Raw genomic sequence first — 24,070 nt, 5'->3', positions numbered from 1 at the left:
AGCTGCTCGTTGGTCGGTCGGGACAGCGTAGTGCCCCGGGCACCCTGCGTCAGCCCACGTCCCACACCCAGGCGTCCCCGACACGGCGCCCTTCCACACCCAGCAGCCGCTGCACGGTGATGCGCAGCGCCTCGTCGTTCGGCTGCGAGGCGAGGACGAGCGCACCCGCGCGCCAGAACCGCAGGTCCTCGCGGGCGGCTCGCTGCTGGTCGGGGCCGATCTGCGGGATGCGGCCGGTGTAGCGGACATCGCGCAGCAGGTCGTTGGTGGGGCGCGGCACGGCGCCGTAGATCCCGACCCGGTCGGGGCCGGCCGGGCCGTTGAAGTAGCCGCCGGGCAGCGGGAAGCCGAAGTCGGCGTCGATCTGCCACTTCAGCGCGCTCGCCTCGCCCGGCGACGGCAGCGGCACGGGGACGAGCGACTGTCCGGGCCGGACGTAACTGCGCCAGGTGCCGTCCGCGACGACCTGCGGGACGGCCGGCCGGTCGACGGCCTCCAGGGGCCGGGGGACGATCGGCAGCAGGCCGGCGGTGAGGGCGACGCCCGCGGCGACCCGCATGACGAGCGCCCGCTTGCGGCGTTCCCGCTCCGTCCCCTCCCCGGCCGCGGCGGCCCGCGCGGACTCCGCGACCGCCGTCCACGCCAGGGCCAGCAGCATGCCGATGGCCGGGGCGCACACCATCGCGTAGCGCGACTCGATGACCGACTCGAAGAGCGGCAGCTTGTCGAGGACCCACCAGGGGCCGGGAGTCGCCGTGTCGGTGAACGCCAGCGGGATGCTCACCCCGAGGGACAGCACGGCGGCCACGACCACCGTCCAGGTCAGGGCACGCACCGCCACCCGGTCCCAGAGCAGCAGGACGGTGCCGAGCAGCAGGGAGGCCAGCGGCCAGCCGTAGAAGGCGTTCTGCTCGGTCGGGTTCATCGACAGGGCGGCGGCGCGCTGCACGTCGCCGGCGAGCGCGCGGGCGGAGAACTCGAAGAGCGCGAGCGGCGGGTTGCCGGTGGGGCCGTGCAGGATGCTGCGGTAGCTCTGGTCGCCGGCGAACTGCCAGTACAGCGGGTACGCGACGAGGGGCAGGCAGACGACGGTGGCGATGCCGACACCGCGCAGCAGCGGTCCCAGCGCGGCGCGGGCGAACGTGCGGCGCATGCAGGCGTGCGCGACCGCGAAGACCAGCATGCCGGTGGCGGCGAGCAGCAGCGATTCCTCACCGAGGAAGATCTGCCAGGCGAGCAGCAGCCCGAGCACGATCCCGTCGCGCAGCGGGCGGGGAGGGAGCCGGGGCTCGCTGCTCTGCGCCGCGCGCTTTTCGGGGCCCTTTTCGGGGCCTGTTGCGGGCTCGGCGCTCTCCGGCTCGGCGTTCTCCGGCTCGGCGCTCTCCGGCTCGGCGCTCTCCGCTCCGTGCCCGGTGGCCGAAGCGGTCATCGGCGAAGCGGGCATGGGCGAAGCAGTGATGGGCGGAGCAGTGATGGGCGGAGTGCCGCAGAGCCGGAGCAGCCGGTCGATGATCAGCGGAATCGCGAACAGCACCACGAGGTTGGGGTGCGCGTTGGCGTGCGAGATCATCGGCGGCGCGAAGGCGCTGAACGCACCGCCGAGGACCGCCGCCGCGCGGTCGCGGGTGAGGTACTTGCGGATGAGCCAGTACCAGGCGGTGGCCGTGCCCGCGAGTCCGCCCGTCAGGACGAGTGCCCAGGTGACGGTCGGGCCGAACAGCGCGGTGACCGGGGCCAGGGGCACGGACAGCCCGAGCATCACGGTGTTGGCCATGAGGTTCACACCGGACGGGAAGTTCTGCTGAACCGTGAAGAGTGGGTTGTCCAGGTTCAGTACGTTGTGTGCCGTGACGGCGAAGAACCACTCCCACTGGTTCTGGTCGCGCATGCTGTCGACCAGGTAGCGCCGGTCGAGGTCGGCCCACAGGTGGACGTAGAGCAGGAGCGACGCCAGCAGATAGCCGACCGGGACGGCGAGCGCGGCAGGGCGCCGGCGCACGGCGGAGCGCAGCCGCGCGGTGAGGCGCCCTCGCGCGGTGGGGCGCTCGGTGGGGCGCGCCCGCCCGGTGGGGCGAATCCGCGGCCACGGGAGCCGCGGGCCCGGCTGCACGCCCTGCCCCGACTGCACGTCCTGCCCCGGCTCCACGTCCTGCCCCGGCTCCCGGATGCCGGTGCCGCGCCGGGTGCCGACGCCGTCCGGCTCCGGGGCCGTCGTCGGCCGGTTGTCCGTCACCGCGTCCTCGATTCGCTGTCGCGCCGGCCGGCGTCGTGCCCGTCGCTGTCACGCGGACCGGCGTCGGGGCCGTCCGCCCCCTGCTCCCCATCGCCGTACCCGTCACCGCGCTCGTCGACGACGCGCGGCGCGGCCCCCTGGAGCCGGACCCGTACGACCTCGGCCAGCACCTTGGCGTAGTCCAGCGGGCCGACCTTGGAGCCGGGCCGGTGCGACCAGCGCACCGGCACCTCGGCTATCGGCCAGCCGCTGGCGTGGAAGATCCGCAGGATCTCGACGTCGAAGCCCCAGCCGTCCGTACGGGCGCGGGCGAAGGCCGTGCGTGCCTTGTCGCCGTCGAAGAGCTTGAAGCCGCACTGGGTGTCCCGGATGCCGGGTACCGCCATCGCCTGGATCAGCCGGTTCCCCGCCTTGCCCAGCAGTTCGCGCAGCGGGTGCTGACGGGTCCCGATGCGCGCTCCGGGGCGGGCGCGGGAGCCGATCGCGGCGGCGTAGCCCTGGTCCAGCCGCTCGTGCAGCAGGGCGAGTTCGCCGATGGGGGTCGCGGCGTCCGCGTCGCAGAACAGGACGCGGCGGCCGCGGGAGGCGGCGATCCCGATCCGTACCGCGTGGCCCTTGCCGCGGTTGACGGGGGCGCGCAGCAGCCGGATGCGGGGCTCCTCGGCGGCTGCCGCGGCGGCGACGGCCGCGGTCGCGTCCGCGGAGCCGTCGTCGACGACGATGACCTCCCAGCGGACGCCGGCCGCCCGCAGATAGCGGCAGACGTCGTCGACGCCGGGGAGCAGCCGGTGTTCCTCGTTGTAGGCCGGGATGACCACCGAGATGTCGAGGACGGGGACCGCTTCGGCGGGGTGCCGGGACCGGGGTCCGGGCAGCGCGGCCCGGTGTACGGCGTCCATAGCTGTTCCCCCCTGCTCCCCGTGCCGTGGTCGACCGTGTGTACGGTACCGGCCCGTACCCTGCCGGGCGGGTCAAGGGGCGTACGTGCGGGGGCCGTCACGTCCGTCACACCCGTCGCGCCACCGGTCTCCGCACGCCTGCCCGCGCACCCGCGGGCCCACCCGTCCGCGTGACGGCCGTTCCAACCGTCCGCCTGACCATCGGCCCCCGTGGCCGGGCGGCCGCACACCCGTCGGAGGGGTCAACCGGTCTCCGCGAACCACCCGGCACCTGCCGTCGCCGGCCTCCGCGAACACCCGGCCCCGGATCAGCCCGCCCGCGCGGACACCCGGCCCCTCATCGGCCCGCCCCCGCGGACCGCCCGGCGCCTGCCGTCAGCCGGTCCCCCCGGGCCGCTCGCCGCCCGCCGTCAGGTGGTCGAGGAGCCGGAGCGAGTGTTCGTTGTACTCGGCGATGATGCGCTGCGCGGTGGCGGCGTCCCGGCTGCCGACGGCGTCGACGAGTTCGCCGTGCCGGGACCACAGCCGGCCCTTGAGGCTCCGCTGCCGGCGCAGGTGGGGCACGACGAAGGCCCATCCCTGCACCCGCACCCGGTGCAGCAGGTCCGAGATGTACGGATTCCCTACGAGCCCGCCCAATTCGCCCCAGAACCTGAGGTCGTAGCCGATGAGGATGTCCAGGTCCCCGGCCCGCGAGGCCCGCTCGGCCTCCTCGGCACGGCGGCGGACGGAGGCCAGCCCGTCGCTGCCGGCCGCCTCCAGCACCCGCTCGGTGGCGAACCGGAAGATGCCGTCGATGACCAGGGCGCGGGCCTCGACCATGTTGCGGAAGTCGTCGGGGGTGAACCGGTGCACCTGGAAGCCGCGGTGGTGCTCCAGATCGACGAGCCCCTGCACGGAGAGGTCGACGAGCGCCTCGCGCACCGGGGTGGCGGAGACCCCGTACTGTTCGGCGATCTCCCGGACCGTGATGTGCCGGCCCGCGGGCAGCCGCCCGGCGAGCACCTCGTCGCGCAGCGCCTCGGCGATCTGCTGGCGCAGGGTGTTGCGCGTGACGGGGCCGGTGCCGGGCATGGTCGGGGATCTCCTTAGGGAACGCGACCGCACACCTGCGCGAACGGCCGTCGCATCACGATAGGCGACGGCCGGACGGGCTCCGGCCCGCGTGCGGGGCGTCCGGGCCCGCGCTGCCGCGTGCCGGCCGCCTTGCGGGGGCCGTCAGGTGAAGGACGCCACATGGAACGCGCGGCAGGACGCCGCACGGGGCTCCCGTATGAACCACGCCACACGGGAGCCGTCGTACGGAGACCGCCGCCGACGCCGGCCGGCGCGCTCCGCGGACCGAAGTCGTACGGACCCGAAGCCGAGCCGGACCGCAGTCGTTTCGGACCGGAGCCGTGCCGGCCGCTGTCAGACGGTGTGCGCGTCCGCCGCCGTCAGCGCCTCGTCCAGGGCCGCGAGCCCTTCCTTGGCCTCGGCCTCGGTGATGGTGCACGGCGGGACGACATGGGTCCGGTTCATGTTCACGAACGGCCACAGACCGCGCTGCTTGCACGCCGCCGCGAAGTCGCCCATCGGCGCGTTGGCCGGGCCCGCGGCGTTGTACGGCACCAGCGGTTCGCGGGTGTCCCGGTCCTTGACCAGCTCCAGGGCCCAGAAGGCGCCCATGCCGCGGACCTCGCCCACGCTCGGGTGGCGGGCGGCGAGTTCCTCCAGGCCGGGGCCGAGGACGTTCTCACCGATCGAGGCGGCGTTCTCCACGATGCCCTCCTCCGCCATCGCGTTGATCGTCGCGACGGCCGAGGCGCAGGCCAGCGGGTGGCCGGAGTAGGTGAGCCCGCCCGGGTACGGCCGCTGGTCGAAGGTGGCGGCGATCTCCGCGGAGATCGCGACCCCGCCGAGCGGGACGTAGCCGGAGTTGACGCCCTTGGCGAAGGTCATCAGGTCGGGGGTGACGTCGAAGTGGTCGGCGGCGAACCAGCGGCCGGTGCGGCCGAAGCCCGCCATCACCTCGTCGAGGATGAAGACGATGCCGTGCCGGTCGCAGAGGTCGCGGACCCCGGCGAGGTAGCCGGGCGGCGGGACGAGGATGCCCGCGGTGCCGACGACCGTCTCCAGGATGATCGCGGCGATCGACTGCGGCCCCTCGAAGGCGATGAGCTCCTCCAGGTGCTGCAGCGCGCGCTCGGTCTCCTGCTCCTCGGTCTCCGCGTGGAAGTGGGAGCGGTAGAGGAACGGGCCCCAGAAGTGCACGACGCCCGCGGACGCCGTGTCGGACGGCCAGCGGCGCGGGTCACCGGTGAGGTTGATCGCGGTGGAGGTGGCCCCGTGGTACGAGCGGTAGGCGGACAGCACCTTGTGCCGGCCGGTGTGCAGCCGCGCCATGCGCACGGCGTTCTCCACGGCCTCGGCACCGCCGTTGGTGAAGAAGATCTTGTCGAGGTCGCCGGGGGTGCGCTCGGCTATCAGGCGTGCCGCCTCGGCGCGGACGTCGACGGCGAAGCCCGGCGCGATGGTGCACAGCTTGGCGGCCTGCTCCTGGATGGCGGCGACGACCTTGGGGTGCTGGTGACCGATGTTGGTGTTCACCAGCTGGGAGGAGAAGTCGAGGTAGCGGTTGCCGTCGTAGTCCCAGAAGTACGAGCCCTCGGCTCCGGCGATCGGCAAGGGGTCGATGAGCCCCTGTGCGGACCAGGAGTGGAAGACATGGGCACGGTCGACGGCCTTGACAGCCTTTCCGACCTGGGAATCTGCGGGAGGGGTCATGGGCACAGACTAGGAGCGGCACCGGCCGCCGGACACCGCCAATCTGTATGGCCTCGGCCACGTCGCCCGGCACCCTGTCGGGTCGCGGGGCCGGCGCCGGTCCGTCCGGCCCCGGCCCGGCGCGGAAACGGAGGACGCCGCGGCCGGTCCGGACCCCGGTACGGACGGGACCCCGGCGCCCCGGTCCCCCTATCCTCGTCCCGCAGGGCACCAGGGAACGGGGGATGCTGAGATGGACGCGTTGAGGGCCGACGACCCGCAGTGGATCGGTGAGTACCGGCTGCTCGGCCGACTGGGCGAGGGCGGCATGGGGCGGGTGTACCTGGCGCGTTCCGAACGCGGGCGCACGGTCGCGGTCAAACTCGTCCAGAGCGAACTGGCCCACCAGCCCGACTTCCGGCGCCGGTTCGCGGCCGAAGTGGAGGCCGCGCGGCGGGTCGGCGGCGCCTGGACGGCCCCCGTGCTGGACGCCGACACCGACGCGGCGACGCCCTGGGTGGCCACCGGCTACATCGGCGGGCCCTCCCTGCACGCGGTCGTCGCGGACGAGTTCGGGCCGCTGCCCGAGCACGCGGTGCTGACCCTCGGCAACGGCCTCGCCCACGCCCTGCGGGACATCCACGGCGCCGGTCTGGTGCACCGCGACCTGAAGCCGTCCAACGTGCTCATCACGATCGACGGGCCCCGCGTCATCGACTTCGGCATCGCCCGCGCCGTGGAGACGCTCGCCGGAAACGGACTGACGATGACCGGCGCGGTCGTCGGCTCGCCCGGCTTCATGTCGCCCGAGCAGGTCCGCGGTGAGCGGGTCACGACCGCGAGCGATCTGTTCTGCCTCGGATCCGTGCTGGCCTTCGCGGCGACCGGGCGCCAGCCCTTCGGCACCGCCAACAGCGGGATGCACGCGCTGATGTACCGAATAGCCCAGGAGGAGCCCGATCTGACGGGCCTTCCGGACGCGCTCCGGGAGCTGGTGACCGGCTGCCTCGCCAAGGACCCCGCGGCGCGGGTCACCGTCGACCAGGTGCTGGCGCACACGGCAGGCGGCGCGGGCACCGAACCGTGGCTGCCCGGCGGACTGCTGGCCCGGCTCGGCCGCGAGGCGCTGCAACTGCTGGAGCTGGAGGCGGAACGGCCGTCGGCCCCGGCGCCCGGCCCCTCCCCCGCGCCGCAGGCCGTGGTCTCCCAGCCGCTGCCCGAGGCCGTCCCGGTGCAGAACGCGGTCGCGACGCCGCCCCCGGCGGTGCCGCTGCACGCGACGCCCGTGCAGTCGACACCGCCGCCCCCGGTCCCGCCGGTGTCCACCCCGCCGCCCGCCCACCCGGCGTACGGCCCCGCGGCACCCCCGTACGGCCCCGCTCCCGCGCCGTACTCCGGTCACGGGACGGCCCCGGTGTGGCGCTCGCCGCGCACCCTGGGCACCTGGCTGGCGGTCATGCTGGGGCTGTCGACGGTGTTCCTGCTGATCGACCTCAAGCTCAACTGGGCCGTCTACGACGCGTACGAGGCCTACTCCGCCGGTACAGGTTCACGGGCGGCGATCCACGACGGCCAGGGCACGGTCGACTCGGTCGGGGCGGCGGCCGCGGTGGTGTCCCTGACCGTCGTGGTGCTCTGGCTGGTCTGGTTCCGGCGCCTGTACCTCAATGCCGAGGTGTTCTCGCCGGGCAGCCAGCGGCTGAGCCGCGGCTGGACCATCGGCGGCTGGTTCACCCCGGTCGTCCAGCTGTGGTTCCCCAAGCAGATCGCGAACGACATCTGGCGGGCGAGCGTCGAACCGAGCGTGCCCGGACCGTACGGGCCGGGGACCCGCCGGCCGTCCCTCGCGCTGCTCGGCTGGTGGTGGGCGCTGTTCCTCACCATGTACGCCACCGGGTGGCTGAACGAGCTGGTGGCCGTCGCCGCGGAGACCACCGACGACTACGCCGGGGTCACGGCCTGGGCCATCCTCACCGATGTCGTCACCCTCCCGGCGGCCGTGCTCGCGCTCTCGGTGGTCCTGCGGCTCACCTCGCTCCAGGTGAAGCGCAACACGGCGCGGCAGCAGCAGGGCAATCCGGGGTTCGGCCCCGCGTACGGCCGGAGGTACTGACACCTCAGCCGGGGGCTCACCGAACCCGGAAACCGATTGACAGCATGCTGCCTCCTTGACAGCATGCTGCATATCGGGGTGCTCCGGCGGACGGCCGACGGCATCCCCGGCGGCCGAGGAGCCGCATCCGGCGCTCCCGGGCCGCCCGACACGTACGGAGGAGCCATGCCCCGCAGAACCGTGCACGTGGCCGTCTACGACACCCTCGCCGACTGGGAGCTCGGGCACGCCACGGCCCACCTCCGCAACACCGCGTGCCACCGGGCCCCGCGCGACGGGGTCGACGTCGTCGCCGTCTCGGCGACCGGCGGCCCCGTCACGACCATGGGCGGGCTGCAGCTCGTCCCCGGCCTCGGCCTGGACGCGCTGCGCCCCGAGGACAGCGCGCTGCTGATCCTGCCGGGCGCGGAACTCTGGGACGGCGGCGCGGAGAACGCACCGTTCGCGCGGGCCGCCCGCACCTTCCTGGACGCCGGAGTGCCGGTCGCCGCCATCTGCGGCGCGACGGCCGGACTGGCCCGCGAGGGGCTGCTGGACGACCGCGACCACACCAGCGGCGCGGCCGGCTACCTCGCCGGACAGCCCGGCTACCGGGGCGCGGAGCGCTACCGGGAGACGGACGCGGTCCGCGACCGCGGGCTGATCACCGCCGGTCCCACCGAGCCGGTCGCCTTCGCCCGGGAGATCTTCGCCGAGCTGGACCTGATGGAGCCGGAGGTGCTGGACGCCTGGTACCGCCTGTTCCGCCACTCGGACGCCGGCGCCTTCCCCGTCCTGATGGCGGCGGCTGGATGACGGGGCCCGGCGGGGGCGCGTCATCCGGCGGGGGCGGCGAGACGCACGTTCCCGGCGAGGCCGAGCTGCTGTCCCGGACCGCGCTGGGCGTCTTCCGCCTCAACGGCCAGTTCCTCACGGTGTCGGAGCGGCTGGCCGGACCGGCCGGGCTGACCGCCGCCTGGTGGCAGGTGCTCGGCGCCGTGCTCGGGGAGCCCCTGCCGGTGTCCGGCATCGCCCGCGCCATGGGCATCACCCGGCAGAGTGTGCAGCGCATCGCCGATCTGCTGGTCGGCAAGGGCCTCGCCGAGTACGTCCCCAACCCGGCACACCGCCGCGCCAAGCTGCTCCGGCCGACCGAGGAGGGCCGCGCGTCCGTGGAGCGCATCCGCCCGGACCACGCGCGGCTCGCCGCCCGGCTGACGGACGAACTGGGACCGGACGGCTTCGCGGAGACCGTGCGGGTGCTGGAACGGCTCTCCCGCACGATGGACACCGTCGAAGCCGAGCACGCCATGGAAGCCGGGCGCAGCGACGAGACCGGGCCCACCGTCCACGGGCCCGGAGACGCAGGCGGGGCCGGGGACTCCAACGGGACCTGAGCCCTGCACGGGCCCACCGGGCCCACCGGGCCCATCAGGACCTACGGGACCTACGGGACCTACGGGACCCACGGGAAGAGGACGACGCACGGGAGGGGGACGGGGCCGGAGGGGTGGGGGGTTCCGGAAGCTTCCGTGTATTTGTGGCCCCCAGGGCCGTAAATATACGTTCCGGAACCCCCCACCCCGCAGGCCCCGGCCCCCGGCACCACGGCCCCAGCGGGCCCCAGCGGCCCCCGGCCCCACGGCCCCAGCAGACTCCAGCGGACCCCCGGAAACCCCAGCGGGCCCCGGGAAACCCCGCACACCCGGGAAACCCGCGGTCCACGAGGAAACCCGCGCGCCCGGAGAGACCACCGGGACGGGCGACTCCCTGGGGGAACCCTCGGCATTGCCCCGCTCCACCGACCGCCGCGGCCTCTATCCTCTGCGTAGTGGGGAACCAGGGGGAGGGGGACGGGACATGGACGAACTGAGGTCCGATGACCCGCAGCGGATCGGTGCGTACCGGCTGCTCGGAAGACTCGGCGCGGGGGGCATGGGGCTGGTGTATCTGGCCCGTTCGGACCGCGGCCGTACGGTCGCGGTGAAGCTGGTCCGGCAGGAGCTGGCCGAGCAGGAGGAGTTCCGCCGGCGCTTCCGGCAGGAGGTGCAGGCCGCGCGGCGGGTCGGCGGGGCATGGACGGCGCCGGTGCTCGACGCCGACACCGAGGCGCCCACGCCCTGGGTGGCGACCGGCTACATCGCCGGGCCCTCGCTGCAGAGCGTCATCGCCGGGCACGGGCCGCTGCCCGAGCGGTCCGTACGGTTCCTGACCGCCGGGCTGGCCCGCGCGCTGATGGACATCCACGGCGCCGGGCTGATCCACCGCGATCTGAAGCCGTCGAACGTGCTGGTCACCATCGACGGGCCGCGCGTGATCGACTTCGGTATCGCCCGGGCCCTGGAGAGCGTGACCGACGTCGGGCTCACCCGCACCGGCTCGCTGGTCGGCTCGCCCGGCTTCATGTCGCCCGAGCAGGTCCGCGGCGAACGCATCACCGCGGCGTGCGACGTGTTCTGCCTCGGCTCGGTGCTGGCCTACGCGGCGTCCGGCAAGCTGCCGTTCGGCTCCGCGTCCAGCGGGGTCGCGCTGATGTTCCGGATCGCCGAGGAGGCGCCGAACCTGGACGCGCTGCCGGAGGGGCTGCGCGAGCTGGCCGCCGACTGTCTCGCCAAGGACCCGGCGCAACGGCCGACCCCGGCCCAGGTGCTGGAGCGCACGGACGCCGAAGCGGCCGCCGGGGAGCCCTGGCTGCCGGGCGGTCTCGTCGCCGAGCTGGGGCGGCACGCCGTCCAGCTGCTGGACGCGGAGAACCCGGAGCCGCCACCCGCGGCTGCCGCACCGCCCGCTGCCGCACCGCCCGCCGCGGGACAGCCCGCTCCCGGTCAGCACGCTCCCGGTCAGCACGCTCCCGGTCAGCCCGGCGGCGGACCCGCTCCCGGGCCGTCGGCGCCGGCCCCGGGCGGGGTGCACGCCCTGCCGACGATGATCTCCGCACCCGCCACACCGGCCCCGGGCCACGGCACCCCGCCGTACGGGCCGCCCGCCGGCGCGGGGGCGTACGGCTACCCGCAGCCCGGTCACGGCCCCGCGGCGGCCGGCGGCTACGGCTACCCGCCCTCGGGGTACCCGGCGTCGGGCTATGCCGCGCCACAGCACCCCGGCCCGTACGCCACCACCGTCGGGTACGCACCCGAACCGGAGCCGCGGCGGCGCCGGACGACCGTCCTGATGGTGGCGGTCGCGCTGGTCGTGGCGGTGGCCGGCGGCACCACCGTCTACACCGTGATGCAGCAGGGCGGCACGGGCGGCAGCGCCCGGCAGGACTCCGTGAACGCCCAGCGGTCCGGTGAGCCCGCGACCTCCGGCAAGGAGCCCGGAACGTCGTCGGAGAGCGCGTCCGGCGGCATCCCGCGGCAGTACCTGGGCACCTGGGAGGCGCGTCTGGGGGCGGGGGGCTCGGACGTGCGCCGGTTCACGCTGCGCCAGGGCGACCCCGGGGACGCGGTCTTCACCATGACCGCGGATGGGACGAACTACCACTGCACGTTCGCCGCGACGCTGCGGTCCGTCGGCCCGCCGGTCCAGCTGGAGCCGTCCACGGTGACCGCCGGAACTGCGCAGTCCTGCAAGGCGGGGCCGGTGACGACGCTGGAGCTGACCGATTCGGGCCACCTGCGGCGCACCTTCTCCGACGGCAGCTCCGCGGTGCTCACCTACTCCAAGGTGAACTGATACTCCGACGCTCACCTGATCCACGGTGGGCCAATGCTCCACGGTGGGCCGATGATCCGCGGTGGGCCGACGCGGCGGGCCGAGCGGCCTCAGGGCTGCTGACAGAAACGGCGCTGCCGCTGCCGGCCTCAAGGGCCGGGCAGCGGCAACGCCGTCCGTGGTGCGGTGGCCCGCCCTCAGAGGAACGAGTTGATCTCGATGGTCTCGGTGCGGCCGGGGCCGACGCCGATCGCGGAGATCGGGGCGCCGGACATCTCCTCCAGCGCCTTGACGTACCCCTGCGCGTTCTTCGGCAGGTCGGCGAAGGTCTTGGCCTTCGTGATGTCCTCGGACCAGCCCGGCAGCATCTCGTACACCGGCTTCGCGTGGTGGAAGTCGGTCTGGCTGTAGGGCAGTTCCTCAACCCGCTTGCCGTCGATCTCGTACGCCACGCACACCGGGATCTGCTCCCAGCCGGTGAGCACGTCGAGCTTGGTCAGGAAGAAGTCGGTCAGGCCGTTGACGCGGGTCGCGTAGCGTGCGATAACCGCATCGAACCAGCCACAGCGCCGGTCGCGACCGGTGGTGACACCACGCTCACCGCCGATGGTGCGCAGCGCCTCGCCGTCCTCGTCGAACAGCTCGGTCGGGAACGGGCCGGCACCGACGCGCGTCGTGTACGCCTTGAGGATGCCGATCACGCGGCTGATCTTCGTCGGGCCGACGCCGGCACCGGTGCAGGCGCCGCCCGCGGTCGGGTTCGATGACGTGACGAAGGGGTACGTGCCGTGATCGACATCGAGCAGCGTGCCCTGCCCGCCCTCGAAGAGGACGACCTTGCCCTCGTCGATGGCGTTGTTCAGGATCAGCGTGGTGTCGGCCACGTAGCCGCGGATCTGGTCCGCGTAGCCGAGCAGCTCCTCCACGACCTGGCCGGGCTCGATCGCCCGGCGGTTGTAGAGCTTGGCCAGGATCTGGTTCTTGAAGTCGAGGGCCGCGTCGACCTTCTGCTCCAGGATCGACTCGTCGAACAGGTCCTGGACGCGGATCCCGACGCGGTTGATCTTGTCCGCGTAGGCGGGACCGATGCCCCGGCCTGTCGTACCGATCTTCCGCTTGCCGAGGAACCGTTCCGTCACCTTGTCGACGGTCGTGTGATACGGCGTGATCAAGTGCGCGTTGCCGCTGATCAGCAGCTTGGAGGTGTCGACGCCGCGCTCGTTCAGCCCGCTCAGCTCGGAGAGCAGGACCGCCGGGTCGACGACGACACCGTTACCGATGACGGGCGTGCAGCCGGGCGAGAGAATCCCGGAGGGGAGGAGGTGGAGCGCGTACTTCTGGTCGCCGACGACGACCGTGTGGCCGGCATTGTTGCCGCCCTGGTAGCGCACCACATAATCCACGGAGCCACCGAGCAGATCAGTGGCCTTTCCCTTGCCCTCGTCACCCCACTGAGCACCGAGCAGCACAAGTGCGGGCACAGGCGTACACCCCTTCCGGGCGGGGCATGTCCAACGTGCACGGCGGCGATCGCACGGCGTATTTCGCCGCGCCCCGCCACCAGAGCCGTCGAACCGGTGCCCCGGATAGACGAAGCCCCTGGCGCAACAGCGACAGGGGCTCTTGCACCGAGAGATTACCTGAGGAAGGACCGAGGTGTCGGCTCCAGCTTCCACCGGACACCCCCTGCTCGTCGTCATCGACCCGGTCGCACGGCGGACCGACGGCGAGGCGGTGCGGATCGCGAAAGATGTGCTGTGTGCGGGCGCGACCGCGAAAATCTGCCTCCCGGACGGTCCCGAGGAGGTCGCGCGGGCGCTGTCCCGCCGGGGCAGTAGGCGGCCGGTGGTGGTCGGCGACGACGCGGCGCTGCTGCGCATCGTCGGGATGCTGCACCGGGAGCGGATCCTGGGTGACGCGGCGCTGGCCCTGGTCCCGGTCGGGGCGTCGCCCTCGGCGGTGGCCCTGGCGGGCGCCCTGGGCGTGCCGACGGGCCCGGTCGCCGCGGCCCGCGCGGTGCTGGACGGGGTGGACCGCGAGCTGGACCTCCTGGTGGACGACAGCGACGGCGTGGTCCTCGGCGGCCTGACCGTCCCGGACCCGTCCCTCTCCCCCGGCCGGACCACCCCGCGGCCGTGGTGGGAGCCGGGCCTGCGGACCTGCCGCTCCCTGGTACGCACCCTGGCGGGCCAGCGCACGGACGCCGCGGGGGCGCGTGGTGCGGATGGTGCGGACGGGAGTGGCGGGACCGACGGGACTGACGGGACTGACAGGGCTCACGGCGCGGACGGGTCCCCTGGGGTGGACGGGCCTTCTGGGGTGGACGGGCCTTCTGGAACAACCGGGTCTCATGGAACGGGCAGGTCTCGCGGAACCGGCGGGTCTCGCGGGACGGACGGGACGGACGGGCCCGGCGGAACCGGCTGGATACTCGGCACGGGCCGGCCGTCCGGGACTGACACGCCAGGGGCATCGCTGTTGGCGGGCGTGCCGCCGCAGCCGTCCCCGGCGGGCTTCCCGGCAGGTTTCCCGGCGGATGCGGCCACGGGCCACGGACTCGGCGAGGGCGGCACCCACCGGCTGCGGGTCGAGGCCGACGGCGTGGTGCTGGTCGACCTGGACCAGCCCGTCGCGGGCGTCTCGGTGACGACCGGCGGCGCCCGGGGCGGTGAAGCCGACGGCCTGGTGCAGGTCGTCATCCACTCCGGCACCGCGGACGGCCCGAAGCCGCTGACCGCCCGGGCCCACACGGTCACCATCTCCGGCCCCGACTTCCGCTACCGCGCGGACGCCCTGCTCCGCGGCCCGGTCCGCACCCGCACCTGGACGATCCTCCCGAGCGCGTGGCGGCTGACGCTGCCGCGGGGGTGAGGCGGGGGCGAACGGGGGTCCTGGCGGGGCCTGGCCGGCGTGGTCCGGGGTGATGCGGTCCTGGTAAGCGGGCCGCTGAGCTCCGGGCCCTACGGCATCGACGGCGTGGATGCCGTGGCTGCCGTGGATGGTGCGGGCGCAGGCGTATGGGTGGATGCGGGCGTCGTGTGGATGGACGCAGGCGTGGGCGGAAGGGTCAACGGGCCGGACTCCGTCAGCACCTCGGCCCATACGGTCTTGCCCACGACCGCGCGCGGCATCACACCCCAGCGGGCGGCCAGGGCATCCACCAGGAGAAGCCCACGGCCGGATTCATCGTCGGGGCCGGGAGCCGGAGCCATCGAGCCGGCGGCCCCGCGCCACTGCGGACCGGCGTCCGAGACCTCGATACTGATCAGTTCGGCAGCCGCATCCCAGGCAAGACGCAGCCGGAAGTCCCGGCCGGGTACGCGCCCGTGCCGAACGGCGTTGGTCGTCAACTCCCCGACCAGCAGGGCGACCGTGCACGAAGGGTCCGACGCGGGCGGGTGCCCCCACTCCGCCAGACGCCGCACAGCGAGCCGCCGGGCGAGCCGCGCGCCTCGGGGCGACGAGGTGAACTGCATCGCGAACTCCCGACGCTCCGTCCCGGGGGCTGCCGCCTCGGCACCCTCGGCCTTCCTCTCCCCGTCCTCGGCCTCCTTCTCTTCCGCCTCCTTCTCCTTGCCCTCCACGCCGCGTGGCCTCGCGGGGCTCTCCGTCTCCCGCTCCCGCTCCCGCTCCGGGTCATTGCCCGCCAGTGCCTTGGTCTTGAGCACGGTGCCGTCCATCCCAGTGGTTCGATCCTGCGCACGAACCGCAGCGTGTGCGGATCGTGACGTTCCGTGCTCAAGAGTCGTCCGCCGGGCCTAGGCTCGGAAGGGGATGAAGCCTTACCTTTCTGGCCGTAAGGAACGGAAGTGAACCCATGGCCAAGGGCATTGAGCCGGCTGAATCGATGGCGGCACTCTTCGGGGCGCGCGTCCGCAGGCTTCGGACGGCGGCCGGGCTGACCCAGGCGGAACTGGGCGAGAAGACCCACGTGGTGAGCACCCGGATCACCCAGATCGAGCGCTGCTCAGGGGCCAGACCGACCCGCGAGATGGCCCAGGCCCTGGACCGAGCGCTCGGGGCGGACAACCTGCTCGTCGACTTATGGCCGCACGTTCACCGAGAGGCGTTCCCGGACTGGTCGAGAGCGTTCATGGCCCATTCGGCCAGGGCGGTGGCGATCCGGCAGTACGCGGCGCACGTCGTTCCTGGGCTCTTGCAGACCGAGGGCTATGCGCGGGCGGTTCTGAGCGTCGGCCGATCTCTCAGGAGTCGGGAGCAGTTGGAGGAACGCATTGCAGCCCGACTGGAGCGACAACAGCGGCTGACGTCCTCGGATTGCCCAGACTTGTGGTTCGTCCTGGACGAGGCAGTACTACGGCGACCAGTAGGCGGGGGAGTCGTCATGTGCGACCAGTTGGCCCGGCTTCTGGAAGCAGGCACCAACCCTCAGATCACCCTTCAGGTACTGCCCTTCGATCAGGGAGAGCACGACGCGATGGGTGGCTCCCTGACCCTTCTCCACCTGCCTGACTCCACCGACGTCGCCTATACCGAGGGCGCACATTATGGCCAACTCGTCGAGGAACCAACCGAGGTCAAGCTCTTCACAGTGACCTACGATCGGCTGCGGGCCATGGCCCTACCCCCGCTCATGTCACTCGACATGATCCGATCCGTGATGGAGGGCGTCCACCGTGGAGCGAGTGTCCCGTCCCGATCTGACCAGCGCCGCCTGGCGCAAGAGCAGCCACAGCAACCAAGAGGGGGGCGACTGCGTCGAGGTCGCCGACGGATTCCCCGGCCTCGTCCCCGTCCGTGACAGCAACGACCCCAGCGGTCCGGCGCTGGTCTTCCCGGCCGACTCCTGGGCTGCGTTCATAGCTGACGTCAAGGCCGACCAGTACACCTGAGTCGTCCCGGACCGGAGGGCATCGACCATGCAGCGCGTGTCCCATCCCGACTTGTCCGGAGCCGACTGGCGCAAGAGCAGCCACAGCAACCAGGCGGGCGGGAACTGCGTCGAGGTCACCATCGGATTCCCCGGCCTCGTCCCCGTCCGCGACAGCAAGGCCCCCGAAGGCCCAGTCCTGGTCTTCACCGTCGAGAGCTGGACCGGGTTCATCTCCGACGTGAAGGCTGACCAGCGCACCTGAGCAGTCCCGAAACCGGAGGGCATCGACCATGAACCGAATGTCCCGCCCCGACCTGACCCATGCCAGCTGGCGGAAGAGCAGCTACAGCAACCAAGAAGGCGGGAACTGCGTCGAGGTCGCCGACGGATTCCCCGGCCTCGTGCCCGTCCGTGACAGCAAAGACCCGGAAGGCATGCCGCTCGTCTTTTCCGAGACGGCATGGGTCTCTTTCACCAGCGAGTTGAAGGCCGCCACCTGGCACAAGAGCACATACAGCAATCAAGAAGGGGGCGACTGCGTCGAAGTCGCCGACGGACTGCCCGGCCTCGTCTCCATCCGCGACAGCAAGGACCCCAACGGCTCAGTGCTCGTCTTCACTGCGGCTTCCTGGGCCACGTTCATCGATGAATTGAAGATTGCAGCCGAGGCCTGAGTCCATCGGCCACCGATCGTTGTGGACCTGCCTGGTACGCCGGGACCCCGTCCACGGGGTCCCGGCAGCCCCGTCCCCCCGGAATTCCAGCAAAGGAATGGGGCAAGGTCGCCTCATCGAGTGGTGAGGTCCCGCCGCACTTCCCTCGGCAAACTGTTGCGGGCAACCACGTCACCGCAGCTTCCGTCCCGTCTACGCCCCACCCCCGCTCCCGTCAGCGACCCCACGGAGACGTGATGACCGCCCAGCACACGCGCGACGCTTCCGTCACCGACCGCGGCCTTCTTTCCAGCAAGGCGTACGGCTCCGGTCAGCACCTGGCTGCTCGCCAGTCCCTCTACGCATGGCAGACGCCGCGCCACGACCTTCCGGGCATGGTCGTGGACGAGTTGGTCGGGGTAGGTGGTCGGGTCGCTGATGTGGGATGCGGCAACGGAAAGTTCGTACAGCGACTTCGCGAGGAACGCCACGACCTGACGGTGATTCCCATGGATGTCTCCCAAGGCATCCTCGGCGATATTCCCGGAGCCGTCGTCGCAGACGCTCAGCAACTGCCCTTCGACGATGGGTCACTTGGTGCTGTGCTCGCGCTGCACATGCTCTACCACGTGGAGGACCGGACCCGAGCTGTGCGCGAACTGGCCCGTGTCCTGGGACCCGGCGGCATCGCGATCGTCTCCACCAACAGCCGGACGGACAAGCAGGAGCTGGAGTGTCTCTGGCGCCGGGCCGCAGGTGACGTCCTGGGCGTCCCGGAGGGGCCGGCCCGAGTGCAGTTGTCAGCGCGCTTCGCCCTGGAGGACGCTCCGGCGATGCTCGGCACGTTCTTCACCGAAGTCCGCACGATCCCCCTCCCCGGGGTGATCGCGGTAACCGACGCTGAACCGGTCGTCGCCCACTTGGCCTCGTATGCAGCCTGGGCGGATCAGATGGGCGTCCCGTTCCGGGAAACCCTCGACCGCGCACGCGAACGAATTAGCGAGACGATCCGCACCGAAGGTGCTTTCCGCATCAATTGCCTTGGTGGTTTGCTCGTCTGCCGCGGCCCTCACCCGGCGAGTGCGTAGACGCCCCAGTCCGCACGGACCAAGTGGGGATCAGCAGCGCCTTATCGAGGCCGACACCGTTCGAGCCGACGCACGCCTCCGGCAAGTGCGGTCCCCCAACCGACCACCCCCCGTCCGCCGCGCACCGGTCGTCGTTGGGTTCCCCAGGGCCAGGACCCGGCCTCGCCGACCCCCCGTCCGCCGGGTCCCGGTGGGCCGCGTGACTCCCCAAAGGACCTGGGGAAAGAACCCCAACCCTCCCTCCCCTCCCGCCACATCACCCGGACGGGTGACCGGCTTGCGGGTGGGGGAAGCAGGCGGTTACGTTCGCCGCGACAAGCGAAAATGAATACGGCCCCCGGCCGGGACTGGCATCCCGAACGAGGGCCTCACCGATCAGGAAGAAAAGACCTTCCCGATGGCTGGACCGCAGTCTAACGCGCGCCTGCGCGCTGACGCCGGGTCACCGACCTCCGGCGTGATCCATCTCCGCACCCGTCTCACCGCCGACTTCACCGTGATCGCCAACGCCTTGGCGCAGCGCCGTGGAAGCGCGGTCACCGTCGGCGTCGCGGCGTACATCCTCTCCCTGCCGGACGGCGCCCCCGTGAGCATCGCGGCCCTGTGCCGCCACTTCACCGAGGGCGAGATCCTCATCTCGCGGGCGCTCCGTGAGCTGGAGGCGGCCGGTTATCTGGAGCGGCGCCGCGAGCGCGGGCCCGGCGGGGTGATCCGCACGCGGACGTTCTTCAACGATGTGCCGGGAGGCACAGACGTGAGCGATGGGGCGGGGCGCGGTGCCTTACCCCGGTCCGGCCCCGCACTGTCGAAACCGCCCGCGCGGTCCGGCCCCGCACAGCCGACACCGCCCACACGGTCCGCACCGCCACCCGCTGCGCGCACCCCGGCGACGCGCTCCACGCGCTTCACGCAGTCCACCCGATCCGCGAAGCCCACGCCTTCCGCGCCCGGGCCCGTCCCCACGGTCCCGCCGGAGCGTGTGGATGCGCCGGACCCCTCGCTCTCACCTCCGGCCCCGGAACGGGAACCGGTCGCGGAGAGAGAGCCCGTCCGGGAGAGAGAACCCGTCCGGGAACGTGAACCAACCCCGGAGAGCGAACCGGCCCCCGAGCAGGACCCCGCGCCGCAAACAGACCCACGGGCCGTGGTCATCCTCGCCTCGCTGCGCATCCGCGACCCCCGGCTGATCCTGTCCCGGCGGGAGGTCGACCGGCTCGCCCCGGCCGTGAGCCTGTGGCTGGCGCGAGGGGTCGGGCAGAAGGAGATCACCGATCTCCTCACAACCAGGCTCCCGGACCGTTTCCGGGCGCGGCCGGCCCGCATCCTGGCCTACCGGCTCGACGAGCCACCCGTGGCCGCGCCACCACCGAGCACCGTCGTACCGGACGCCCCCGCCAAACCCGCCGTCCTGCCCTGGCAGACCTGCGACGGCGGCTGCGAACGCGCCTTCCGGGCCGCGGAACCGGGCTGTTGCCGCGACTGTCGTTCCGAGTCCGTGAGCCCCCGAGCCGCCTTCCGCGGTCCTCTGCCAACAGCTTGCTGAGCGCGAACCAGGAGTTCCTTGGGCAGGGGAGACCGCCGGGACCTGCAAGAAGATTCGACGCTGCCGCTCGCCGCGACAGCCCTGGTATGGAGAGAGGTAGTGTGAGTATGGTGACTTGTATGGCGACCAAGAAGGTGACGATCACCATCCCGGAGGATCTCCTCGACGAGATCCGGTCGGAGACATCCGAGCGGGGGATCTCGGCCTACGTTGCCGAGGCGCTGCGCCTCAAGCGAGACCGCGACCGGCTCCGGGAACTGGTCGACTGGCTGCAGGAAGAGCATGGAGCGGTCACCGAGAGCGAGCTTGCCGCGGGACGCGAGGAGCTGGACGCTCTCGACGCGGAACACCGGCGTCGCGCCGCCGGGAAGGGCCGCCCGGGTGAAGCCGCGTGAAGGAACGACGCGGCCAGCGGACCACACCACTCCGCGTCTTCGTCCTCGACTGCGAGGCCCTGTCGCTCGCTGTTCGCGGCGATCGCATGATGATCACCCGGCTCGTTCTCGCAGACCGACGCGAGGCCGAAGTGGTGACCTCCCCGATGACCCTCGTCGAGGCGTACGACGGCAGGACCACCGAACAGCGCTGGGACTGGGTGCTTTCCCGCGTCAGCGTCGCGACGGTCGGAAAGGACGAAGCCCGACAGGCGCGCCGCCTCCTGGCCGATACCGGATTGCACGGCCACAAGCACGCGATCGACGCGGTGCTCGCCGTCATCGCACGGCAGCAGCAGGGACAGGTGACGGTCTTCACCTCAGATGTGGACGACCTGGAGAGGTTGGTCCCGGACAGGATCGTCGTCGCCAAGGTCTGAATCCCTGAAACGGGACACGCGACGCAGCGCCGCCGTCCGCCTGAGCATCGCCGCCCTCCGCCCCCGCAGGCTCACTGCCAGGCCGTGGCCCCGCCGCGCGCCTCCTGGCGTTCGCGCCAGCGGTCCATGATTCCGGTCAGTTCGCTCTGCAGGAACTCGAAGAACTCGGCCGTCTCGGCGACCCTCGCCCCGGCCGGGCTGTCGGGGCCCAGGGAGGCGGCGCCCTCGCGGAGGGTCTTCTCCCAGCGGGTCACGACCTGGTTGCGGTGGGTGAAGGTTTCGTACCAGAGCTCGTTGTGCAGGCGGTAGCGGTCGCGGCGTGAGCCGGGCTCGCGCTCCCGGCCGACCATGTTGACCTGGGTCAGATAGCTGATCGCGCCGGACACCGCGGCGGGGCTGATCTGCAGCCGCTCGGCGAGTTCGGCCGAGGTGAGTGAGCCGGAGTCGGAGGCGAGCAGGGCCGCGAAGACGCGCGCGGCCATCCGCTGCATCCCGGCGCCGGTCAGCTCGGCGGCGAACCGTTCGACGAACCGGGAGACCGCGTCCTCGTCACGCCGGTCCGTCGGCCCGGGGGCCGCCGTTCCGGTCCGTTCCGGACGGCTCTGTGCCCCGTCCGCCCTGCTCACGCTGTCGGTCACGCCTCATCCTCTCCCCTGCTCAACGCCGCCTCCCGAGTTTATACGCTTCCTTAACTTCACAAGTTTCTGAAAGTAGCGTACTTTCAGAAGCATGACCAAGGCCCTCTCACCGGAGCCGGCGATCCACACGGCCGGCCTGTACAAGTCCTTCGGCCGGACGCTCGCGCTCGACGGTCTCGACCTCGACGTGGCGACCGGCGAGGTCCACGGCTTCCTCGGCCCGAACGGCGCCGGGAAGTCCACCACCATCCGCGTCCTCCTCGGTCTGCTGCGGGCCGACCGCGGCACCGTCCGGCTGCTCGGCGGGGATCCCTGGCACGACGCCGTGGAGCTGCACCGCCGGATCGCGTACGTCCCCGGCGACGTCACCCTGTGGCCGAACCTCTCCGGCGGCGAGGCCATCGACCTCTACGGGCGGCTGCGCGGCCGGCTCGACCCGCACCGCCGTGCCCGGCTCCTGGAGCACTTCGAACTCGACCCGACCAAGAAGGGCCGCGCCTACTCCAAGGGCAATCGGCAGAAGGTCGCCCTGGTCGCCGCGTTCGCCTCCGACGTCGATCTGCTGATCCTCGACGAACCCACCTCGGGGCTGGACCCGCTGATGGAGGAGGTGTTCCAGAGCTGCGTCGCGGAGGAACGGGAGCGCGGCCGGACCGTCCTCCTCTCCAGCCACGTGCTGAGCGAGGTGGAGGCGCTGTGCGACCGGGTCAGCATCATCCGCCGCGGCCGGACGGTCGAGAGCGGATCGCTCGCCGACCTGCGGCATCTGACCCGGACATCGGTCAGCGCCGAACTCGCCGGACCGCCCAACGGGCTCTCCCGGCTCCCCGGCGTCCACGACCTCGACGTCCAGGGGAGGCGGGTGCGGCTCCAGGTCGACACCGACCGGCTCGACGGGGTGCTGCGGCAGCTGAGCGAGTCCGGGGTGCGCAGCCTGACCAGCACGCCGCCCACGCTGGAGGAGCTGTTCCTCCGGCACTACCAGGACGGGGGCCCGGGCGGGGGCGACCCCACCTCCGGCGCCGCTGCCTCAGGTTCCGCTGCCTCAGGTGCCACTTCCCCCGGTGACGCCGCCCCCGGTGAGGCCGCCCCCGGTGACGCAGGATCCGGTGACGCGCGGACGGCGGGCGTCCGGTGACCGCCGTCGCCCACGCCCCGTCCGCCCGGGCGTTCCCGGGTCGCCGCGGCGGCCTCGCCGGGACGGGCACGCTGCTGCGGCTCGCCCTGCGCCGGGACCGCGTCATGATGCCCGTCTGGGTGCTCGCCCAGACCGCCGTCGTCGCCGGGACCGGCTCCTCGCTGGAGAAGCTCTACGACACGGCGGCCAAGCGGGCCGACGTGGCGCAGTCGATGACCACCAACAGTTCGCTGCGCGGCCTGTACGGGCCGGTGTTCCAGGACACCGTGGGCGGGCTGATCGCCTGGCGGTCCCTCGGCTTCGGCACGGTGCTGGCCGCGCTGATGAGTCTGATCATCGTGGTCCGGCACACCCGCGAGGAGGAGGACACCGGCCGTCAGGAACTGCTGTCCTCGGCCGTGGTGGGGCGCCGCGCCCCGCTGACCGCGGCCCTGCTCGCCGCGGCGGTGGCCAACGCGCTGCTGGCACTGCTGGTCGCCGCCACGGCCTCCGGGTACGGCGCCCCGGCGGCCGGCTCCCTGGCGCTCGGCCTGACCCTGGGCGCGGTGGGCATGGCGTTCGCCGGTGTCGCGGCGGTCGCGGCGCAGCTCACCGAGAGCGCCCGGCCCGCGAAGGGGCTGGCCGGGGCCGTGCTGGGGCTGGCGTTCGTGCTGCGCACGGCGGGGGACGTGGTGTCCGACGACGGCTCCTCGCCGCTCGGCTGGGCGTCGCCGCTCGGCTGGGCGGAGAACGTCCGGCCGGCCGCCGGCGAACGCTGGTGGATCCTGCTGCTGCTCGCCGCGCTCACCGCCGCGACGACGGCCACGGCCTTCGCGCTGGCCGGCCGCCGGGACCTCGGCGCGGGCTTCTTGCCGTCCCGCCCCGGCCCGCCGGCCGGCCGGATCGGCGGGACGTACGGTCTGGCGCTGCGGCTCCAGCGCGGCTCGCTCCTCGGCTGGGCGGCCGGATTCGCCGTCGCGGGCCTGGTGTTCGGGGCGATCACGGACGGCGCCGCCGAGCTGATGGACGACAACGAACAGACCCGCGCGATCATCGATCGGATGGGCGGCCACCAGGGCCTCACGGACTCCTCGCTCGCCGCGATGACCGGCATCCTCGGCATGGTGGCCGCCCTGTTCGCCGTGGGCAGCGTGCTGCGGCTGCGGTCCGAGGAGACCGCGGGGCGCGCGGAGCCGGTCCTCGCCACCGCGGCGGGCCGGCTGCGCTGGGCGGGCAGCCATCTGGCCGTCGCGTTCCTGGGCACGGTCGCGGTGCTGTTCTCCTGCGGGGTCGCGATGGGCGTCGGCTACGGGGCGACGGCGGGCGGCCTGGGCGACGAACTCCCCCGGGTGCTGGGGGCGTCGCTGGCCCAGGTGCCGGCGGTGTGGCTGGCCGCCGGGTGCGCGATGCTGCTGTTCGGGGCCCTGCCGAGGGCGACCCCGGTGGCGTGGGGGGTGGCGGGCGCCTGGCTCGGCATCGGCTGGCTCGGGCCGTCCGTCGAGCTGCCGCAGTGGGCGATGAACCTGTCGCCCTTCAGCCACCTGCCGAAACTGCCCGGGGCGGAGGCGCACGCGGCTCCGTTCCTCTGGCTGACGCTGCTGGCGGCGGCGCTCGCCGGGGCCGGGCTGCTGGCGTTCCGGCGCCGGGACATCGGCTGACCATCGCTTGCCCGTTGGCGACCGGCTGCACGGCCGGTCGCCGGCCGGTCGTCGGCCGGTGCAGCCGGTCGTCGGCCGGCGGTCCGCGCAGGCGGACGCGGG

Annotated in this window: 20 protein-coding genes and 2 pseudogenes; 15 read left to right on the top strand and 7 right to left on the bottom strand. The window is 72.8% G+C overall.

What is annotated here, in order from left to right:
- Positions 1 to 49: 49 nt before the first annotated feature.
- From ACFYYR_RS19090 to ACFYYR_RS19075, 4 genes are all read right to left on the bottom strand, one after another.
- Positions 50 to 2,233 (bottom strand): glycosyltransferase family 2 protein, encoded by a 2,184-nt coding sequence (locus tag ACFYYR_RS19090; protein ID WP_388854305.1) that lies wholly within the window; start codon positions 2,231 to 2,233, stop codon positions 50 to 52.
- Positions 2,230 to 3,132 carry a dolichyl-phosphate beta-glucosyltransferase gene (locus tag ACFYYR_RS19085; RefSeq protein WP_388854302.1) on the bottom strand — a complete coding sequence of 301 codons (903 nt, stop codon included), beginning with the start codon at positions 3,130 to 3,132 and terminating at the stop codon, positions 2,230 to 2,232. The genes ACFYYR_RS19090 and ACFYYR_RS19085 overlap by 4 nt, the downstream gene beginning before the upstream one ends.
- 375 nt (positions 3,133 to 3,507) lie before the next feature.
- Positions 3,508 to 4,206, bottom strand: coding sequence for a GntR family transcriptional regulator (locus ACFYYR_RS19080; RefSeq protein WP_388854299.1), 699 nt, complete (start codon positions 4,204 to 4,206; stop codon positions 3,508 to 3,510).
- A gap of 336 nt (positions 4,207 to 4,542) precedes the next feature.
- Complete coding sequence (locus tag ACFYYR_RS19075; protein WP_388854296.1) at positions 4,543 to 5,898, bottom strand: aspartate aminotransferase family protein; 1,356 nt, start codon at positions 5,896 to 5,898, stop codon at positions 4,543 to 4,545.
- Between the two features lie 232 nt (positions 5,899 to 6,130).
- Here ACFYYR_RS19075 and ACFYYR_RS19070 point away from each other — a divergent pair, with 232 nt between their 5' ends.
- The 4 genes from ACFYYR_RS19070 (at position 6,131) to ACFYYR_RS19055 (ending at position 11,644) form a co-directional block, all read left to right on the top strand.
- On the top strand, positions 6,131 to 7,990 hold the full coding sequence (locus tag ACFYYR_RS19070; RefSeq protein WP_388854293.1) for a DUF4328 domain-containing protein: 1,860 nt from the start codon (positions 6,131 to 6,133) through the stop codon (positions 7,988 to 7,990).
- A 165-nt stretch (positions 7,991 to 8,155) separates the two neighbouring features.
- On the top strand, positions 8,156 to 8,785 hold the full coding sequence (locus ACFYYR_RS19065; protein ID WP_388854290.1) for a DJ-1/PfpI family protein: 630 nt from the start codon (positions 8,156 to 8,158) through the stop codon (positions 8,783 to 8,785).
- The gene (locus ACFYYR_RS19060; protein WP_388854287.1) at positions 8,782 to 9,366 is read left to right on the top strand and encodes a MarR family winged helix-turn-helix transcriptional regulator; all 585 of its coding nucleotides are present in this window, start codon (positions 8,782 to 8,784) and stop codon (positions 9,364 to 9,366) included. The genes ACFYYR_RS19065 and ACFYYR_RS19060 overlap by 4 nt, the downstream gene beginning before the upstream one ends.
- Before the next feature lie 463 nt (positions 9,367 to 9,829).
- On the top strand, positions 9,830 to 11,644 hold the full coding sequence (locus ACFYYR_RS19055; protein ID WP_388854284.1) for a serine/threonine-protein kinase: 1,815 nt from the start codon (positions 9,830 to 9,832) through the stop codon (positions 11,642 to 11,644).
- Positions 11,645 to 11,820: 176 nt separating this feature from the next.
- Here the strand turns inward: ACFYYR_RS19055 and ACFYYR_RS19050 are convergent, their stop codons facing one another.
- Positions 11,821 to 13,104, bottom strand: coding sequence for an adenylosuccinate synthase (locus tag ACFYYR_RS19050; RefSeq protein ID WP_388854281.1), 1,284 nt, complete (start codon positions 13,102 to 13,104; stop codon positions 11,821 to 11,823).
- 175 nt (positions 13,105 to 13,279) lie between these two features.
- On the opposite strand from ACFYYR_RS19050, the gene ACFYYR_RS19045 reads away from it, so the two are divergent.
- Positions 13,280 to 14,494 carry a diacylglycerol kinase gene (locus ACFYYR_RS19045; RefSeq protein ID WP_388854278.1) on the top strand — a complete coding sequence of 405 codons (1,215 nt, stop codon included), beginning with the start codon at positions 13,280 to 13,282 and terminating at the stop codon, positions 14,492 to 14,494.
- A 206-nt stretch (positions 14,495 to 14,700) separates the two neighbouring features.
- On the opposite strand, the pseudogene ACFYYR_RS19040 reads toward ACFYYR_RS19045, so the two are convergent.
- A pseudogene (locus ACFYYR_RS19040) lies at positions 14,701 to 15,099 on the bottom strand (ATP-binding protein); the annotation flags it as partial.
- A gap of 371 nt (positions 15,100 to 15,470) precedes the next feature.
- Between ACFYYR_RS19040 and ACFYYR_RS19035 the strand changes: the two are divergent.
- The 8 genes and pseudogenes from ACFYYR_RS19035 to ACFYYR_RS19000 all read left to right on the top strand — a co-directional run bounded on the left by ACFYYR_RS19035 (position 15,471) and on the right by ACFYYR_RS19000 (position 20,555).
- On the top strand, positions 15,471 to 16,385 hold the full coding sequence (locus ACFYYR_RS19035) for a Scr1 family TA system antitoxin-like transcriptional regulator (protein ID WP_388854516.1): 915 nt from the start codon (positions 15,471 to 15,473) through the stop codon (positions 16,383 to 16,385).
- Positions 16,354 to 16,476, top strand: a pseudogene (locus ACFYYR_RS19030) (DUF397 domain-containing protein); the annotation flags it as partial. The gene ACFYYR_RS19035 and the pseudogene ACFYYR_RS19030, both read left to right, overlap by 32 nt.
- A gap of 27 nt (positions 16,477 to 16,503) precedes the next feature.
- Positions 16,504 to 16,719: a DUF397 domain-containing protein gene (locus ACFYYR_RS19025; protein WP_388854275.1), complete on the top strand. Its 216-nt coding sequence runs from the start codon at positions 16,504 to 16,506 to the stop codon at positions 16,717 to 16,719.
- A gap of 37 nt (positions 16,720 to 16,756) precedes the next feature.
- Positions 16,757 to 17,131 carry a DUF397 domain-containing protein gene (locus ACFYYR_RS19020; protein ID WP_388854272.1) on the top strand — a complete coding sequence of 125 codons (375 nt, stop codon included), beginning with the start codon at positions 16,757 to 16,759 and terminating at the stop codon, positions 17,129 to 17,131.
- A gap of 236 nt (positions 17,132 to 17,367) precedes the next feature.
- The gene (locus ACFYYR_RS19015; protein WP_388854268.1) at positions 17,368 to 18,198 is read left to right on the top strand and encodes a class I SAM-dependent methyltransferase; all 831 of its coding nucleotides are present in this window, start codon (positions 17,368 to 17,370) and stop codon (positions 18,196 to 18,198) included.
- Between the two features lie 397 nt (positions 18,199 to 18,595).
- The gene (locus ACFYYR_RS19010) at positions 18,596 to 19,741 is read left to right on the top strand and encodes a hypothetical protein (RefSeq protein ID WP_388854265.1); all 1,146 of its coding nucleotides are present in this window, start codon (positions 18,596 to 18,598) and stop codon (positions 19,739 to 19,741) included.
- Positions 19,742 to 19,860: 119 nt separating this feature from the next.
- Entirely contained in the window at positions 19,861 to 20,136 is a 276-nt protein-coding gene (locus ACFYYR_RS19005; protein WP_388854262.1) for a CopG family transcriptional regulator, read from the top strand.
- Positions 20,133 to 20,555 (top strand): hypothetical protein, encoded by a 423-nt coding sequence (locus ACFYYR_RS19000; RefSeq protein WP_388854259.1) that lies wholly within the window; start codon positions 20,133 to 20,135, stop codon positions 20,553 to 20,555. The genes ACFYYR_RS19005 and ACFYYR_RS19000 overlap by 4 nt, the downstream gene beginning before the upstream one ends.
- Before the next feature lie 71 nt (positions 20,556 to 20,626).
- Here ACFYYR_RS19000 and ACFYYR_RS18995 read toward each other — a convergent pair whose 3' ends face one another.
- Entirely contained in the window at positions 20,627 to 21,193 is a 567-nt protein-coding gene (locus ACFYYR_RS18995; RefSeq protein WP_388854256.1) for a GbsR/MarR family transcriptional regulator, read from the bottom strand.
- A gap of 91 nt (positions 21,194 to 21,284) precedes the next feature.
- On the opposite strand from ACFYYR_RS18995, the gene ACFYYR_RS18990 reads away from it, so the two are divergent.
- Complete coding sequence (locus ACFYYR_RS18990; RefSeq protein ID WP_388854253.1) at positions 21,285 to 22,331, top strand: ATP-binding cassette domain-containing protein; 1,047 nt, start codon at positions 21,285 to 21,287, stop codon at positions 22,329 to 22,331.
- On the top strand, positions 22,328 to 23,968 hold the full coding sequence (locus ACFYYR_RS18985) for an ABC transporter permease (RefSeq protein ID WP_388854250.1): 1,641 nt from the start codon (positions 22,328 to 22,330) through the stop codon (positions 23,966 to 23,968). Before ACFYYR_RS18990 ends, ACFYYR_RS18985 begins: the two co-directional genes overlap by 4 nt.
- The last annotated feature ends 102 nt before the right edge of the window (positions 23,969 to 24,070 follow it).

The sequence above is a fragment of the Streptomyces sp. NPDC001922 genome (genome assembly GCF_042891165.1).
In the GTDB taxonomy this organism is placed as follows: Bacteria; Actinomycetota; Actinomycetes; order Streptomycetales; family Streptomycetaceae; genus Streptomyces.
The sequence above is the reverse complement of the archived record's forward strand: the minus strand, read 5'-3'. Positions and strand labels throughout refer to the sequence as shown.

Excerpts from the sequence above, each read along its gene's own strand:
- ACFYYR_RS19085 (WP_388854302.1), bottom strand. The coding sequence starts at position 3,132 with ATGGACGCCGTACACCGGGCCGCGCTGCCCGGACCCCGGTCCCGGCAC.
- ACFYYR_RS19080 (WP_388854299.1), bottom strand. The coding sequence starts at position 4,206 with ATGCCCGGCACCGGCCCCGTCACGCGCAACACCCTGCGCCAGCAGATC.
- ACFYYR_RS19075 (WP_388854296.1), bottom strand. The coding sequence starts at position 5,898 with ATGACCCCTCCCGCAGATTCCCAGGTCGGAAAGGCTGTCAAGGCCGTC.
- ACFYYR_RS19070 (WP_388854293.1), top strand. The coding sequence starts at position 6,131 with ATGGACGCGTTGAGGGCCGACGACCCGCAGTGGATCGGTGAGTACCGG.
- ACFYYR_RS19065 (WP_388854290.1), top strand. The coding sequence starts at position 8,156 with ATGCCCCGCAGAACCGTGCACGTGGCCGTCTACGACACCCTCGCCGAC.
- ACFYYR_RS19060 (WP_388854287.1), top strand. The coding sequence starts at position 8,782 with ATGACGGGGCCCGGCGGGGGCGCGTCATCCGGCGGGGGCGGCGAGACG.
- ACFYYR_RS19055 (WP_388854284.1), top strand. The coding sequence starts at position 9,830 with ATGGACGAACTGAGGTCCGATGACCCGCAGCGGATCGGTGCGTACCGG.
- ACFYYR_RS19035 (WP_388854516.1), top strand. The coding sequence starts at position 15,471 with ATGGCGGCACTCTTCGGGGCGCGCGTCCGCAGGCTTCGGACGGCGGCC.
- ACFYYR_RS19025 (WP_388854275.1), top strand. The coding sequence starts at position 16,504 with ATGCAGCGCGTGTCCCATCCCGACTTGTCCGGAGCCGACTGGCGCAAG.
- ACFYYR_RS19020 (WP_388854272.1), top strand. The coding sequence starts at position 16,757 with ATGTCCCGCCCCGACCTGACCCATGCCAGCTGGCGGAAGAGCAGCTAC.
- ACFYYR_RS19015 (WP_388854268.1), top strand. The coding sequence starts at position 17,368 with ATGACCGCCCAGCACACGCGCGACGCTTCCGTCACCGACCGCGGCCTT.
- ACFYYR_RS19010 (WP_388854265.1), top strand. The coding sequence starts at position 18,596 with ATGGCTGGACCGCAGTCTAACGCGCGCCTGCGCGCTGACGCCGGGTCA.
- ACFYYR_RS19005 (WP_388854262.1), top strand. The coding sequence starts at position 19,861 with ATGGCGACCAAGAAGGTGACGATCACCATCCCGGAGGATCTCCTCGAC.
- ACFYYR_RS18990 (WP_388854253.1), top strand. The coding sequence starts at position 21,285 with ATGACCAAGGCCCTCTCACCGGAGCCGGCGATCCACACGGCCGGCCTG.